16 protein-coding genes are annotated in these 15,803 nt (G+C 32.8%); 13 read left to right on the top strand and 3 right to left on the bottom strand.

Features of this window, described 5'->3' with window-relative positions:
- Positions 1-343 precede the first annotated feature (343 nt).
- From GB234_RS12080 to GB234_RS12090, 3 genes are all read left to right on the top strand, one after another.
- Positions 344-2,314 (top strand): tetratricopeptide repeat-containing sensor histidine kinase, encoded by a 1,971-nt coding sequence (locus GB234_RS12080; RefSeq protein ID WP_151894833.1) that lies wholly within the window; start codon positions 344-346, stop codon positions 2,312-2,314.
- Between the two features lie 112 nt (positions 2,315-2,426).
- Positions 2,427-3,077: a response regulator gene (locus tag GB234_RS12085; protein ID WP_151894834.1), complete on the top strand. Its 651-nt coding sequence runs from the start codon at positions 2,427-2,429 to the stop codon at positions 3,075-3,077.
- Positions 3,078-3,175: 98 nt separating this feature from the next.
- Positions 3,176-4,102 carry a DUF302 domain-containing protein gene (locus GB234_RS12090; RefSeq protein WP_151894835.1) on the top strand — a complete coding sequence of 309 codons (927 nt, stop codon included), beginning with the start codon at positions 3,176-3,178 and terminating at the stop codon, positions 4,100-4,102.
- Between the two features lie 87 nt (positions 4,103-4,189).
- On the opposite strand, the gene metK is transcribed toward GB234_RS12090, so the two are convergent.
- The gene (gene metK, locus GB234_RS12095) at positions 4,190-5,446 is read right to left on the bottom strand and encodes a methionine adenosyltransferase (RefSeq protein ID WP_151894836.1); all 1,257 of its coding nucleotides are present in this window, start codon (positions 5,444-5,446) and stop codon (positions 4,190-4,192) included.
- 217 nt (positions 5,447-5,663) lie between these two features.
- A complete protein-coding gene (locus GB234_RS12100; RefSeq protein ID WP_151894837.1) occupies positions 5,664-6,188 on the bottom strand; it encodes a hypothetical protein in 525 nt (174 codons plus the stop codon).
- A 67-nt stretch (positions 6,189-6,255) separates the two neighbouring features.
- Between GB234_RS12100 and GB234_RS12105 the strand changes: the two genes are divergently transcribed.
- From GB234_RS12105 to GB234_RS12150, 10 genes are all read left to right on the top strand, one after another.
- Positions 6,256-6,678 carry an OsmC family protein gene (locus GB234_RS12105; protein ID WP_151894838.1) on the top strand — a complete coding sequence of 141 codons (423 nt, stop codon included), beginning with the start codon at positions 6,256-6,258 and terminating at the stop codon, positions 6,676-6,678.
- Positions 6,679-6,698: 20 nt separating this feature from the next.
- Entirely contained in the window at positions 6,699-7,106 is a 408-nt protein-coding gene (locus GB234_RS12110) for an RrF2 family transcriptional regulator (RefSeq protein WP_151894839.1), read from the top strand.
- Positions 7,107-7,226: 120 nt separating this feature from the next.
- A complete protein-coding gene (locus tag GB234_RS12115) occupies positions 7,227-7,853 on the top strand; it encodes a phosphoadenosine phosphosulfate reductase domain-containing protein (protein WP_151894840.1) in 627 nt (208 codons plus the stop codon).
- 28 nt (positions 7,854-7,881) lie between these two features.
- Complete coding sequence (locus tag GB234_RS12120) at positions 7,882-8,826, top strand: pyridoxal-phosphate dependent enzyme (RefSeq protein WP_151894841.1); 945 nt, start codon at positions 7,882-7,884, stop codon at positions 8,824-8,826.
- A 29-nt stretch (positions 8,827-8,855) separates the two neighbouring features.
- Entirely contained in the window at positions 8,856-9,947 is a 1,092-nt protein-coding gene (locus tag GB234_RS12125; protein WP_151894842.1) for an acyloxyacyl hydrolase, read from the top strand.
- A 6-nt stretch (positions 9,948-9,953) separates the two neighbouring features.
- On the top strand, positions 9,954-10,727 hold the full coding sequence (locus GB234_RS12130; RefSeq protein ID WP_151894843.1) for a head GIN domain-containing protein: 774 nt from the start codon (positions 9,954-9,956) through the stop codon (positions 10,725-10,727).
- A complete protein-coding gene (locus tag GB234_RS12135) occupies positions 10,724-11,878 on the top strand; it encodes an acyloxyacyl hydrolase (RefSeq protein ID WP_235906130.1) in 1,155 nt (384 codons plus the stop codon). Before GB234_RS12130 ends, GB234_RS12135 begins: the two co-directional genes overlap by 4 nt.
- A 14-nt stretch (positions 11,879-11,892) precedes the next feature.
- Positions 11,893-12,642 (top strand): head GIN domain-containing protein, encoded by a 750-nt coding sequence (locus GB234_RS12140; RefSeq protein ID WP_151894844.1) that lies wholly within the window; start codon positions 11,893-11,895, stop codon positions 12,640-12,642.
- A 31-nt stretch (positions 12,643-12,673) separates the two neighbouring features.
- Complete coding sequence (locus tag GB234_RS12145; RefSeq protein WP_151894845.1) at positions 12,674-13,798, top strand: acyloxyacyl hydrolase; 1,125 nt, start codon at positions 12,674-12,676, stop codon at positions 13,796-13,798.
- Position 13,799: 1 nt separating this feature from the next.
- The gene (locus GB234_RS12150) at positions 13,800-14,552 is read left to right on the top strand and encodes a head GIN domain-containing protein (protein ID WP_151894846.1); all 753 of its coding nucleotides are present in this window, start codon (positions 13,800-13,802) and stop codon (positions 14,550-14,552) included.
- A 159-nt stretch (positions 14,553-14,711) separates the two neighbouring features.
- On the opposite strand, the gene gldA is transcribed toward GB234_RS12150, so the two are convergent.
- Positions 14,712-15,617, bottom strand: a complete 906-nt coding sequence (gldA, locus tag GB234_RS12155; RefSeq protein WP_151894847.1) for a gliding motility-associated ABC transporter ATP-binding subunit GldA — start codon at positions 15,615-15,617, stop codon at positions 14,712-14,714.
- Positions 15,618-15,803 lie beyond the last annotated feature (186 nt).

Genomic DNA, 15,803 nt, shown 5'->3' on the forward strand with positions numbered 1-15,803 from the left:
GATTATAAAGTTGTAATTATTGAGGAGTAATTACAATGTTTGAAGAGCCCTGCGCTGTGGAGTGCAGGGTTTTTTCTTCGGAAATATTTAAAAATTATGATGATAGCTATTGTTTTTGGACTTCTGCTTATATTTATCTGTACTATTATTATACTAGTGTTTAATTTCAGAAATAAGTTGCTCAGAAAAACACATAGTCATACATGTCAAAATTTATCAAAATCATTACAAGTACATTCTTCTCAAATTGAAGAGAGACACTATTATTTTAAAAAGTATGATTTTTTGGAATACAATCTAAACGAGTCACTTGTTGTTCAACATAAAATAGTTTTGTAGCTTTATGACAACTAACTCATTAAGCAAAATATCTTTGTTAAAATTAAATCTTATCTCCTTTGTTTTCTGCTTTTCATTTGCCTTTTTAAATGCGCAAGAAAGACTGGATAGCTTGATTGAAGTTTCAAAAAACCAACAGGGAGAACAGTTAGTAGTTACCCTCAATGAATTGTCATGGGAGTATAAAAATTCAATCCAAGACAGTGCCTTTTATTATGGTAGAAAAGCCCTTAAAATTTCGAAAAAAGAGAATATAAAAAAGGGTATTGCTGCTTCTTACAATAGTATTGCCAGTGCATTCCAAGCTGGAGGTATGTTTGACAGCGCTCAAGTATATCAAAACCGGAGTTTTAAAATACATAAAGGGCTTGATGATAGTTTAGGCATGGCAGATAATCATAATAATCTAGGTATTATTCTGGATGAGTCTGGAGCTTATGACAGTGCATTAAAAAATTATTTTGATGCTTTAAAAATTTACGAAAACACCTCTAATAATGAAGCTAATGTTGCAATGGTATTAGGCAATATTGGTATTGTTTATAAAAAGCAAAAAGAATTTGATAGAACGTTGTCATATTATAAGAGAGCTTTAAAAATTTATGAATCTACTAAAAATGAAGTAGGCCAAGTTATTACAAGAGGAAATATAGGTTCGTTATTGCTTCAAATGGAAAAGTATGAGGAAGCAATTAGTTATGCAATCGAGGCAGCAAATCAATATGAAAAATTGGGGTATGTGCGTTATGTTCCCTACATGCAAAATAATATTGCAGTAGCAAAAGACAGTTTAAAGTTTCATGAGGAAGCAAAAGCGTTGTATTTAAAAGCTATTCAGCAATTTAAAGCTGATAAAAATTTTTATGAGCTAACAAATACCTATATAGGGATAGGTCAAAATTCACTATATAAAAATCAACCTCAAAAAGCAATTAATTACTTTGAGCAAGCATTAATGTTAGCTAAAGAAAATAGCTTTAAAGAATTTGAAGTTAGAGTGTATGATAAATTAGCAAGCGCATTCGCACGAAATAAAAATTATAAACAAGCATACCAATTTAAACAGTTATTTAATGCTGAGAACGATAGCCTTTTTAGAGCAGATAAAACAAAAACAATCTTTGAACTTGAAACAAAATACCAAACTCAACTCAAAGAAAAAGAGATTTTAAAACAACGGGCTCAACTAGCTGAAAAGGAAATAGAAGTCAATCAAAAAAATAATCTTCTTTATGGAAGTTTAGGTATAGCCATTATTCTTGGATTATTAGGATATTTGTTTTATAACCAACAGCGTCTTAAAAATCGTCAGCTTAAAAAGGAGGTAGAGTTAAAACAGGCATTAGCTAATATTGAAACAAAAAATAAATTACAAGAACAGCGCCTTCGTATTTCACGTGACTTGCATGATAATATAGGGTCACAACTTACATTTATTATAAGTAGCCTTGATAATCTAAAGTTTGGTTTTCCCGAAATGAAAGAAAAATTAGCAAGCAAATTAGGCGGTATAAGTCAATTTACATCTCAAACAATTTATGAACTTCGGGATACGATATGGGCAATGAATAAAGAAGAGATTTCGTTTGAAGATTTACAAGTGAGGATAGCAAATTTTGTAGAAAAAGCAAAAGGTGTTTCAACAACTTCGGTTGGGTTTATTGTGGATGATAATGTATCTAAAAAAGCAATGCTAAGCTCTGTAGTTGGGATGAATGTATATCGTATTATTCAAGAAGGAGTTAATAATGCAATTAAATACGCAGATGCAAATAGTATTGATATTAAAATTTCAGAAGAGAAAAATTTTTTTAAAGTTGTGGTCAAAGACGATGGGAGAGGTTTTAATATAAATGAAGTGGTAATGGGCAATGGACTTAATAATATGAGAAAACGTACACGAGATATTGAAGGGGAAATTGTCTTTAATTCTGAAATATTAAATGGAACAGAAATTGTTTTAAAAATTTTGTAAATAAGGCATTTGCCCTATATAAATTAAAAATTTAATTGCTGAAATTTGATACAATTAAACAAAGTGATTCTTTCAACTAACTAATTATTTTGCTAAACTAAATCCATAAAAATTGTCTTTAAAGATAGCCATTGTTGACGATAACAGTTTCTTGATTCATGCGGTCAAGGAAAAGTTGTCGTTTTTTGATGATGTCCATGTAAAACACACTTCATTAAATGGGAGCGAGTTGTTATCAAAACTTGATGAAAATCATGTTATTGATTTGATTTTGATGGATATTGAAATGCCAGTACTTAATGGTATTGAGACAACAGAGGTGGTAAAGAAGAAATTTCCGCAGATAAAAATTATTATGCTTACTGCTTTTGATAATGATGAGCATATTTTTAATGCTATTAAGGCTGGGGCAGATGGGTATTTATTAAAAGAGACTGGACCGCAGGAATTGTATGATGGAATTCTAGAGACAATTTCTGGAGGGGCGGCGATGAATCCATCAATTGCAATGAAAACGCTAAAATTATTACGTAATCCGTTGAATATTGATAATCGTAAAGACAAGGAGGAAATTTCTCTATCAAAAAGAGAGGTTGAGGTTTTAGAGCAATTAAGTACAGGTTTGAGTTATTCATTGATTGCAAATAATCTTTTTTTGTCACCAAGTACGGTGAGAAAACACATTGAAAATATCTACAAAAAACTGCAAGTGCATAGTAAAATTGAAGCTGTTCAAAAAGCGAAAAATCATAATATCATATAATTTGCGTTAACAATATATTGAGAGTTTATTGTTAATCTTTCTTAATCGCATAGGCAAGTAATAACGTGCCGTGTAATTTTAATAAAAAAATTATATCTATGAAATATTTCCTTTTTCTTACCTTTTCTTTAGCCCTTTTATCTTGTACATCATGTAATAAAAATGATGATAATAATGGAGGTGAAGTTACCATAACAACTCCAGAAACACGTGGGCTTGGATATTCTTTGAGCGAAAAAGACTTTTCAAATACCTATTTAGATTTACGAAGTGCGCTCCAGAGCAATCCAAATATTTCTATCGTAGCAGAAGTAAACCATACCCAAAATGCACAAAATAATGGATTAGAGCTCCCAAATACTAGAGTTATACTTTTTGGAAATCCTGCGTTGGGTACACCTTTAATGCAAGAAGACCAATTGGCAGGGTTAGATTTACCACAAAAAATGCTCGTATATGAAAATGCAGATAACAACGTATTTGTAGCGTTTAATACGACTACATATTTGAGCGCAAGGCATGATGTGGGTAGCGCTCAAACCATAGGACAAATTAGCGCAGCGCTCAATAATATAGCAACAGGCGTTACTAATGGAACAGCGTCAGAAAACCCTGCTACTTCAATTACATTAAATCAAGGAATCTCGACTGTAGTAAGTGATAACAACTTTAATCTTACATATAGTAAGTTGCGTAATAGTATTATGGAAAACGAAAATTTAACGGTAGTGGCGGAGTTGGATCACCAAGCAAACGCACAGAGCGTAAATATGGAACTAAATCCCACACGTTTGATTGTCTTTGGGAATCCTAATCTGGGGACACCTTTAATGCAAAATAAACAAACCACTGCCATTGATCTACCGCAAAAAATGCTAGTTTGGGAAGATGCACAAGGTGTGGTAAAAATATCTTACAATACACCAAGTTACTTAAAAGATAGACACGCAATTAATGGAAATGATGAGGTAATTAATACAATAAATACAGCCTTATTTAACCTAGCTGAAAATGCAGCTAATTAAAAGAAGCCTCATTCAAAAAAAATCAAAACCCACGAAGCAAATTACATTGTTTCGTAGGTTTGTTATTTTTTGTGTTTAATACATGGTTTATAATCCAAACGCTTCTTTTACTTTGTCTACATAATCAAGCTTCTCCCAAGTAAACAACTCAACATCCATAGTTTTATCGCCACCATTTGGTAATGAAAATGTTTTAGAGACAACTTCGTTTTTACGTCCCATGTGTCCATAAGCAGCAGTTTCGCTATAAATAGGTTGGCGTAAGTTTAGTCTAGTTTCAATTGCAGAAGGTCGCATGTCAAAAATTTGTGCTACTTTTTTTGCAATCTCTCCATCTGTTAAGTTTACTTTTTTAGTTCCGTAGGTATCTACAAAAATCCCCATAGGTTCAACGACTCCTATTGCATAACTTACTTGTACTAAAAGCTCATCACAAACTCCAGCAGCAACCATGTTTTTAGCAATGTGTCTTGTTGCATAGGCTGCAGAGCGGTCTACTTTACTAGGGTCTTTTCCTGAAAAAGCACCACCACCGTGTGCGCCTTTTCCACCATAAGTATCAACAATAATCTTACGACCTGTAAGGCCAGTGTCACCATGAGGACCGCCTATTACAAATTTACCTGTAGGATTAATATGATAGGTAATATCATCATTAAACAATGCTTGAATTTCTGGTTTTAATGTCGCTTTTACTCTTGGGATTAAAATAGAAACAATGTCACTTTTAATTTTAGCAAGCATTTTTGTATCATCAGCGTCAAAGTCATCATGCTGAGTTGATATTACAATACTGTCAATGCGCACTGGTTTATTATCATCACTATATTCAATAGTTACTTGACTTTTTGAGTCTGGCCTTAAATAAGGTATATCTTTTTCTTCTCTTCTAAGTACTGCAAGTTCTTGCAATAATTTATGAGATAAATCAAGTGCTAAAGGCATGTAATCTTCAGTCTCCTTTGTAGCATAGCCAAACATCATTCCTTGGTCGCCTGCACCTTGTTCTTCCTTGGTGTCACGGTCAACACCACGATTAATATCGTCACTTTGCTCGTGTATCGCAGAGAGTACTCCACAGGAGTTACCGTCAAATTGGTACTCTCCTTTTGTGTAACCAATTTTGTTGATTACATCACGTGCAATTTTTTGCACGTCTAGATATACGTCACTTTTAACCTCGCCGGCAAGCACCACTTGTCCAGTAGTTACAAGCGTTTCGCAAGCTACTTTTGACTGTGGGTCAAAGGCAAGAAAATTATCAATTAATGCATCGCTTATTTGGTCTGCAACTTTATCTGGGTGTCCTTCCGAAACACTTTCAGAAGTAAATAAATACGCCATAAAATGGGTTTTAATGTTTAAAATGTTGAGGTTGATTTGACGCAAGTGGTCACAGAAGATTACAAAAAAAATGTAATACCTGATTTAGCATTTTAATCCAATAGTTATTGGATTATTTTTTCTGAAATTTAAAATTTTCAGAAGAGGTTGCAAGCAGTCAAATCTTTCCTCTTTAATTATTGAGCAAAGATACTTCTTTCTTATACAATGACAATGATTATTGCTTTAAAAGCGTAGCTTGTTGTATTACTTGGATTGGGTATGAAAATACTTCGGGTATTTTTTCTTGAGTACCACCACTTTTCCATTTTTTCTCTGTTTGGACAAAAATAATTTCAAATAATAAATGGTCTTCTTCAAAAGTTATAAAGGTGGTTAATAAACTGTCGTTAACTTCAAATAGTGTGTATAGTTTATTATTTATGACTTTGTTTTCTAAAAGTATTCCGTTGTTTTCATCGACTACATATATTCCTTTTTCAACATCTTTCTCTTTTAATGTGTATAAACGTTCTTGTCGTTGTTCTCCATTTCCGTAGATAATAGTATAGGTGTATTCCTTTTCAAAACTAGTGGGTTGTAAATGGAATTCCATAGGATACTCGGTGTTCCCTTTGTCATTATAAATGTGTAGTGTACCAGTGTAATTCCCGAAGAAATCATGCGGGAAATTAATGGTTTTTTCTTGTGCCGAAATATAAAACACCGAAAAAAGGAGAAATAAAAGGAAAAATGAACGCACTGTTGTATTTTTAGAAATGTAAAAGATAGCTATTTTGTTTATAACAATGAAAATTTAGATCTAAGGAATGAAGGTAACATTAGAAAGAAAAAATGACGATTATTTATTTGAGGCAAAAGGAAAAAGTGGCGTCCCTTTGCATATTGATAATACTGTAGATGGGGTGAGTAATGGCTCTAGCCCAATGGAACTGCTATTAATGGGTGTGGGTGGTTGTAGTGCTATTGATGTGATTCATATTTTAAAAAAACAACGACAAAAAATTACATCGTATACTATTGAAATTTCTGGTGAAAGAGAAAAAATAAAAGAGGCTAATCCTTTTAAATCAATGCATGTGCATATTAATCTCGAGGGAGAAATTTTACCTCAAAAAGCTATTAAGGCGGCTCAGCTAAGTTTTGAGAAATATTGCTCGGTTTCTATAACATTAGAAAAAAGTGTGATTATTAATTATTCAATTACACTTAATTCGGTTAAAATTGTATAACAATAAAAAACGATCTCTTTATGTTGACTAGAAAAACTAAATATGGATTAAAAGCATTATCATTTTTAGCTAAACAAGAACCTGGAATTCCGGTCCAAATTTCAAAAATTGCGGAGGCAGAAAATATATCTCTCAAATTTTTAGAAAGTATTTTATTGATGTTGAAGAAAAATGAACTGCTTATTTCTAAAAAGGGAAAAGGAGGTGGTTATATTTTAGCTAAAAGTCCTAACGATATATCGCTAGCATCTGTATATAGGGTTTTAGAGGGTCCTATTGCTTTAGTGCCTTGTGTGAGTCTAAATTTTTATCAAAAATGCGACGATTGTAAAGATGAAGAGACATGCTCAATTCATGATTTTATGATAGAAGTTCGTGACAGTAATTTAAAAATTTTTGAAAATAAATCTGTAGCAGATTTAGTGTAATATATTGCATTAGCTAAATAGTTGTAGTTAGTGTTAAAAAAAACTTATAATCTAATTTTCAATTTCATTATAGGTTTTTTTTAAATACATTTGTTTATCCTAGTAGATAAATAGGGTAATATGAATTTACATACGATAACCACTGGTTCTATAAGTGAGTTAAACAAAAAATATAGATTTAGTCAACCTAAATTAATTATTGAATTTGCTTTATCAATTGCAAAAAATCCATTGTTAACAACTAGCTTTGGGCCTAACTCAGCAGCTATTCTACATTCTGTTGCTACAATAAAAAATGATATTCAGGTTGTCTGGTGCGATACAGGGCATAACACTAACGCTACAATTAAGCATGCGGCTAAACTACAACACTTATTAACACTAAATCTTGATGTTTTTAGGCCAAAGAGAGCGCTCCCTATACCTACTAAAAATAAAAATGATACTCAAGAATTTGAATTATTTGTTGATACAGTAAAGTTAGAGCCATTTGCTAGAGCAATAAAACAGTATAAACCAGATGTGTGGTTTACTACAGTTAGAAAAAAGCAAGGTGCTTATAGAGACGAGTTAGATATATTTAGTATAACTAATGATGGTGTATTACGAGTAAGTCCATTTTATCATTTTAATAATGAGCAAATTACTAGTTATTTGAATCTAAGAGGGCTCCCTATTGAATATGATTATTTTGACCCTACAAAACCAGATGCTAATAGCGAATGCGGAATTCAATTTCTTGTTTAATTGTATATTTCTTTTGTAAATTAGATGGATGAAAATCCCATCAAAAATTGATTTTATAAATACTGTAGCTCGTGTATCTCCACATGTACATCAAACGCCTATTTTAACATCTAGACTTTTAAATGAAATTAGCGGTGCGCAGCTTTATTTTAAATGCGAGAATTTTCAAAAAATGGGTGCGTTTAAAATGCGTGGTGCCATCAATGCAATGTTAAAATTAAGTGAGGCTCAAAAGAGAGCAGGGGTAGTAACTCATTCGTCGGGTAATTTTGCTCAAGCAGTTTCACTAGCGGCAAAAAACTTGAATATTCCTGCATACATTGTAATGCCATCAAATGCGCCACAAGTAAAAGTCAAGGCGGTGAAGGGTTACGGAGGACAAATTACAACCTCAAACCCAACTATACAAAGTCGTGAAGAAGAAGCATTGAAAATTGAAAAAGAAACAGGAGCAACATTTTTGCATCCCTCAAATAATATTGACGTTATTTTAGGGCAAGGAACCGCAGCATTTGAGTTACTTGAAAAACATACAGATTTAGATATTATTGCAACTCCAGTGGGAGGAGGTGGGTTGCTTGCAGGCACAGCTGTTGCAGCACATTATTTTGGCAATACGTGTACTGTAATTGCAGGAGAACCCTTTGAAGCAGACGATGCATTTCAATCACTCCAAGCGGGTAGTATTCAATATAATGATACTGTAAATACGGTAGCAGATGGTTTGCGTACACACTTGGGGAATCATAATTTTCCTATTATACAAGAGTTGGTTTCTCAAATTATACGTGTTGACGAAGAGGAAATTATAACCGCAATGAGATTAATTTGGGAGCGTTTAAAAATAATTATTGAGCCTTCCTCTGCTGTTCCTGTCGCAGCGATTTTAAGAGAAAAACATCAATTTAAAGGAAAAAAAATAGGGGTCATAATTTCTGGCGGAAATGTCGATTTATCAAACTTGCCTTTCTAAAATGAACAACTTTGCTTTAATTTGTCGCCATGAGCAGAATTTTACTTGCGTTTTTTTTATGTATTACAGTTTCTGCATTCGCACAGGAAACTCCACATGCAAACGTTGAGGTCAATTACTTTTATGGAACTATTCTAAGGCACAATAAGGATATTGCACATTTAATAAAAGGACATCCAGAAGGATTTATTTTAAGTTACAACCAGCAAACCTTTGGTAAAAATCGTTGGGAAGAAGCCTTTAATTATCCAGATTATGGCTATTCAATTTTATACCATAATTCACATAATGGCACATTGGGGAATACTATTGGGGCATTAGGTCACTATAATTTTTATTTCTTAAATCGAAATTTAATGTTACGAGTTGCACAAGGAATATCTTATGCGACCAATCCATTTGATTTAGACAAAAACCCTAAAAACAATGCCTACGGAAGCGATTTACTCGCAACCACATATATTCTACTCAACTATCAAAAGAAAAATATATTCAAAGGTTTTGGTGTTCAAGCCGGTTTAACTTTTATTCACAACTCAAATGCAAATTTTAAAGCACCCAATTCCAGTACAAATACCGTAGGTGTAAACCTAGGTATCACGTACGAGCTTGACGGAGGGTTAGAAAAAGAATATGTAGAAAATAATACCTTCGGAAAAGTGACTGCACCCATACATTTTAATTTGATGGTACGGGGGGGTGTTAATGAAAGTGATTTTTTAGGACTAGGGCAGAAACCATTTTTTATTCTTAGTGCATTTGCTGATAAACGCTTGAGTTTTAAAAGTTCTATCCAATTAGGAACCGAAGTATTCTTTTCAAAATTTTTAGAAAGTGAGATTGATTATATCGCTGCAGCTTTCCCAAACAGAGGAATATCTGGTGATGAAGATTATAAAAGAGTAGGGATTTTTGCAGGACACGAATTACATGTCAATAAATTATCTTTCATCACACAAATAGGGTATTATATATATTATCCATACGATTTTGAAGGACGAATTTATTTTAGACCTGGTTTAAAATATTATATTTCAGAAAAAATATTTACCGAAGTAACTCTTAAAACACACGGGGCAAAAGCAGAGGCAATTGAATTTGGATTAGGGTTTAGAATATAATTTAAAATGAAAAAAAAGACTCATATAATACAAAAAGCACTTACAGTTTTTACAATTGTAGTCCTCTTAATTTCTTGTAATTCAGAAAACGGAAGCGATTGTTTTCAATCTGCAGGAACTATTGTGGAAACTAATTTTACGGTAGCTCCATTTTCCGAAATTAGAGTAGAAGGAGAAGTCACTTTAACAATAGTTCAAGGTGAAGTACAAGAGGTTATTGTAGAGACCGGAGAAAATTTATTGTCAGATGTACAAGTTACAGTTGAGGGTGATATTTTAGTTATTAGGGATGATAACACATGTAATTTTGTTCGTGATTATGGAGTGACGAAGGCGACTGTAACTACCCCAGTTTTAACTAAAATTCAAAACTCGTCAAGTTCTGACGTAACGGGAGTTGGGCAATTAACATTTCCGAAGTTAACCTTACAGAGTAATACCTCGGGAGGATTAGCAGACCCATTAAAAGGTGGTGATTTTTATGTAAATGTTGCTTGTGATGAACTTAGGGTTAGCGCAAATGGGCAAAGTATATTTTATGTAAGTGGCTCAGCTTCCACAACAATTATAAGTTTCCTTGATGAAAATCCTCGATTTGAAGGAAGAGATTTAGCAATAGAAAATTTAGAGGTGTTTCAAAGGAGCGCTAATAAAATAATAGTCAATCCTCTCAATGAAATTAAGGGGGCAATTGTGGGTACAGGAGATGTGATTTCAATCAACAGGCCGCCAATTGTTGAGGTTGAAGAACGGTTTACAGGACGTCTTATTTTTGAATGATGCGTTGGGGATTTGCTTCATATTTCCAGTATAACTATTCACTATCGGTACTTTTATTTTTTGTTTTTTTGAGTGTGAATGCTCAAGATTTAGAAAATGAAAAGTTGCCTTCATTTTATAATATTCAAGTTGATTATTACTACGGAAATATACTAGAACATAACCCAGATTTATCTCATTTAATACAAGGACATCCCACAGGTGTTTTAGCCTCTTTTAACCGAAAATCTTACGGTGCAAAAAACTGGGAGCGTTTTTATAATTATCCAGATATAGGGGTGACTTTTGGCTATCAAGACACTCATAATCCCATTTTAGGAAAGCAGTTAAGTTTAAATGGTCATTTCAGCTTTTATTTTCTAAAACGAAATTTACAGCTTACCGCAGGGCAGGGGCTTGCATATATTACAAATCCATACGATTTTAATAACAATCCATATAACAATGCCTATGGGTCACGATTTACTACCTCGATGTTCTTTAAGTTAGGGTATGTAAAAGAGAATATTTGGAATGGCTTTGGATTTCAAACAGGGTTATTTTTCATGCATTATAGTAACGGAAATTTTAAAGCTCCTAACACTAGTACAAATACAATAGGAATAAACGTAGGAGTTAAATATAATTTTAATCATGAAAATTTTCCAGCATATATATCATTACAAGATGGGGAAAGTACTAAGGATTTTTCCGAAAGAATAAAATACAATATTATGTTTAGAGCTGGTATTAACCAAAGTGATGTCATAGGCTCGCCACGATATCCTTTTTTTGTAATTTCGGGGTTTGCTGACAGGCGGTTAAATTATAAAAGCACCTTGCAAATGGGGGTGGATATATTTTTTATGAAATATCTTAAAAAATATATTGCGTATAGAGCAGTGGCGTTCCCGGAAGATGGATATTCAGGAGATGAAGACTACAAGCGAGTAGGTTTGTTTGTAGGGCATGAGTTGCGTTTTAGTAAAACTGCATTTGTAACTCAATTAGGGTATTATGTATATTTTCCGTTTGATAATGGTAATAGGATATACAACCGTTTAGGGATAAATAGATATTTGTTTAACGACAAATATTTTGCTGGAATATCAGTAAAATCACATTGGGCAAAAGCCGAAGCTATTGAATTTAGTGTAGGAGCAAGACTTTAATTAGTATTTCTGAAATGAGACATATTTTATACATATTTATTACATTAGGATTCATTAGTTGCGATGATGAAAACAGCTCAAATTGTTTCCAAACCGCAGGGGATATTGTGACTTCCGAAGTAAGTATAGCGGCATTTAATAAAATATTAGTTTGGGAACAAGTCACACTATTTATTGAAGAAGGCGACACACAAAAAGTGCGTATTGAAACTGGTGAAAATTTATTAAAGGATATTGAATTAGTAGTAATTGATGATCAGCTCAATATTTATGATAATAACAGCTGTAATTTTTTGAGAGATTATGGCATTACTAAAGTATATGTAACCTCACCAAATATTACCGAAATTAGAAGTAGTACAGGCTTTCCCATTTCTAGTATTGGGACGTTAAATTACCCAGAAATTAAACTTATTAGTGAAGACCAAGGTGTCTCTGGAATAACACATACAGATGGCGATTTTAATATCACACTTGCTACCGAAAAATTAGATATAATTTCAAATGGTTTTGCAATTTTTAAGATAGATGGTACTGCAACAAATGCTAGTATGAGTTTATTCGCTGGTAATACGGGTATAGAAGCGCGAAACCTTGTAGTTGAAAAGTTAAATTTATACCACCGCAGCAGCAATAATATGTATGTAAACCCCATTCAATCCATTAGAGGTCAAATTGTTAGTTTTGGTAATGTGGTTTCGGTAAACATGCCAGATTTTATTGCGGTTGAAGAATTGTTTGACGGTAGGCTACTTTTTGAATGATTAAGTTATATTTACGCTTCTTAATTTCTATATGAAGCATTTCTATTTTTTATTTATTTTCTGTTTTTGTAGCATTTCGCTATTAGCCCAAGATGCTCCCAAAGATGAAAGTAAAAAGTATTTTTCTTTGGAAGCAGATTACTACTATGGTAGTATTTTAGAACATAATCCAGATATTCAACACGTTATTACAGGACACCCTCGTGGAGTTACTTTGTCTTATAATAGAAAGACATTTGGAGGAGAAGCTTGGGAGCGTTTTCATCGCTATCCAGATTGGGGTGTGACTGCTATTTATCAAGACATGCAGAATGAGTTTTTAGGCGAAGCTTTTAGTTTGTACGGTCATTATAACTTTTATTTTTTTCAACGTAATGTGGTTGTGAGGGTAGGTCAAGGTATTGCTTACAGTACAAACCCATTTGATCGTGAATCAAATTTTAATAATAATGCATACGGAACAAGGTTTTTGAGTTCCACATTCTTAAAGTTTAACTATGTAAAAGAAAATTTTTATAAAGGATTTGGTTTTCATGCAGGATTTTCAATCATTCATTATAGTAATGCAAATTTAAAGGCACCTAATAATAGTACAAACACATTTGGGCTGAATGCTGGTGTGAGTTATCAGTTAGATTATGAGAACCTTCCTGAATATACACCTATTCAAGAAGGGGAAAATAGCAAAGATTATGCAGAGCCTATTAAATATAATATAGCATTTAGATTTGGAGTGCACGAAAGTGATGTCGTAGGTTCTGGGCAATTTCCTTTTTATATTGTTTCGGCTTTTGCAGATAAGCGTATTAATTATAAAAGTACATTGCAGGCAGGTATTGATGTTATGTTTTTGCCTTTCATGAAAGAGTTTATAAAATATCGCTCTATAGCTTTTCCTGAAGACGGATTATCTGGAGATGAAGATTGGAAACGGGTAGGATTGTTCGTAGGACATGAATTGCGATTTAATAAAGTTGCTTTTGTATCTCAATTGGGGTATTATGTATATTATCCATTTGAATTTGAAAACAGAGTTTATAACCGCTTAGGATTAAAACGTTATTTCTTAGGAGATAAAGTGTTTGCTTCTGTAACCGTAAGAGCACATTGGGCAAAAGCAGAGGGAGTAGAATTTGGTTTAGGAATACGATTGTAATATGAAAAAACTACTTTTAATATTGAGCGTTTTATGGTTGGTAAGTTGTACCTCACCTCAAGATTCATTAAATTGTTTTCAAAGCGCAGGTAAAATTATAGAAACCGAAATGAGCGTTGCTCCATTCACAAAAATAATTGTTTGGGAACGCACTCAGTTATTTATTTCACAAGGAGAAACACAGCGAGTTGTCATTGAAACTGGTGAAAATTTACTTGATGATGTAGAATTACAAGTCATCGATGGTGAACTCAATATTTTTAATAATAATAGTTGCAATTTAGTACGGGATTATGGCATTACTAAAGTATACGTGACCTCGCCCAACATTAACCAAATAAGGAGCAGTACAGGGCTTACAACACAAAGTATTGGTGTATTAAGATTCCCAGAGTTATTATTGTTAAGTGAAGATCAAGATAATGAAGATGAATTTCATACAGATGGCGATTTTATCCTTGATCTAGATGTTCAAAATTTAAGAATAGTTGCAAATGGACTTTCTAGATTTTATTTGAAAGGGAGTGCTGAAAGAGCAGATTTTGGACTTTTTTCTAGTGATTGCGGTATTGAAGCACGAGACTTAGTAATTCAAAATTTAAATATATTTCATCGCAGTACAGATGTAATGGTAGTTAATCCACAACAATCCATAACGGGAAGAATTGTAAGTGTTGGTAATTGTATTTCTACAAATAGACCTCCCATTATTAATGTAGAAACGCCATATCGTGGTGAGTTAATTTTTGAGTAGATTAGTAGTAATCAAAAATTTAATTTTAGCAATTTTTCTAGTTGAGCGCAGTCGAAACTTTCATTAAATTCTATAGGGTTCAGCTACATATGTTTCATTGAGAGGCTACTTTTATTATTACAGTTCTAAAGGGATCACTCACAAAATTTAGAATTTAAATTACTCTTTAGTTAATTCTACAAATAACTTTTCAAGCGTAGTGTTTTTTTGATGTAATTGCAGAATTTTTAAACCGCTATCGTGAGCAAAATCAAACACGTCTCCACGCATATCCTTCTCAGTATTGCAATAAATATTATAGACAAAACCAACTACATTTTCTACTTTTGACACGTTAGGTATTTTGCATAAAGCAACTTCTTCTACACGATAATCAAACTCTACCTCAATAATTTGTTGTTTACTTTTATTTAAATCTGCAATTTTTTTATCAAGTACAATTTCGCCTTTATTTATTATGATAACACGGTCGCACATAGCTTCCACTTCTTGCATTATATGTGTTGAAAGAAGGATTGTCTTTGGCTCTTTTTTATTGCTAAAATTTTTAATTAATGACCTAATCTCAATAAGTTGATTAGGGTCAAGACCCGTTGTTGGTTCATCAAGGATTAAAACTTTAGGGTCATGTAATAAGGCATTAGCAAGACCTACACGTTGACGATACCCTTTAGACAATTGCCCTATTTTTTTATGTGCCTCCGGAGTTAAGTCTGTTTGTGTGATGACTTCGGCTACCGCTGTTTTAGAGACACCGTAAATGTTTGCATTAAACTCTAAATATTCTTTTACATACATATCCAGATATAAAGGATTGTGCTCTGGTAAATAGCCTATGCTTTTTTGGACTTGTTTTTTTTCTTTATCTACGTCAAAACCATTTACTATAGCGCTACCTTTAGTTGCATTGAGATAGGTTGTTAGTATCTTCATCATTGTAGATTTTCCTGCACCGTTAGGGCCTAAAAACCCTACGACTTCTCCCTCATTAATATGAAATGATACATTTTTTAAGGCCTGCTGATTTCCATAGGTCTTTGTGATATTTTTTATAGTAATTGCCATAATTTTATTTCTATTTCAAAACTAGTTAATTAAAAAAAGTAAGAAAACATTTTGTCGTTTTAAAATAATACCTACTTTAGCCATAACAATAACGCACAATGAATAACTCACGTACATATTTTAACTTTTGGTATTTCTTCTTTAGTCGAGAGGCCAGGGTTACTGTATAGTATATTACATATATAA

The sequence above is a fragment of the Patiriisocius marinistellae genome (assembly GCF_009014635.1).
Taxonomy (GTDB): Bacteria; Bacteroidota; Bacteroidia; order Flavobacteriales; family Flavobacteriaceae; genus Patiriisocius; species Patiriisocius marinistellae.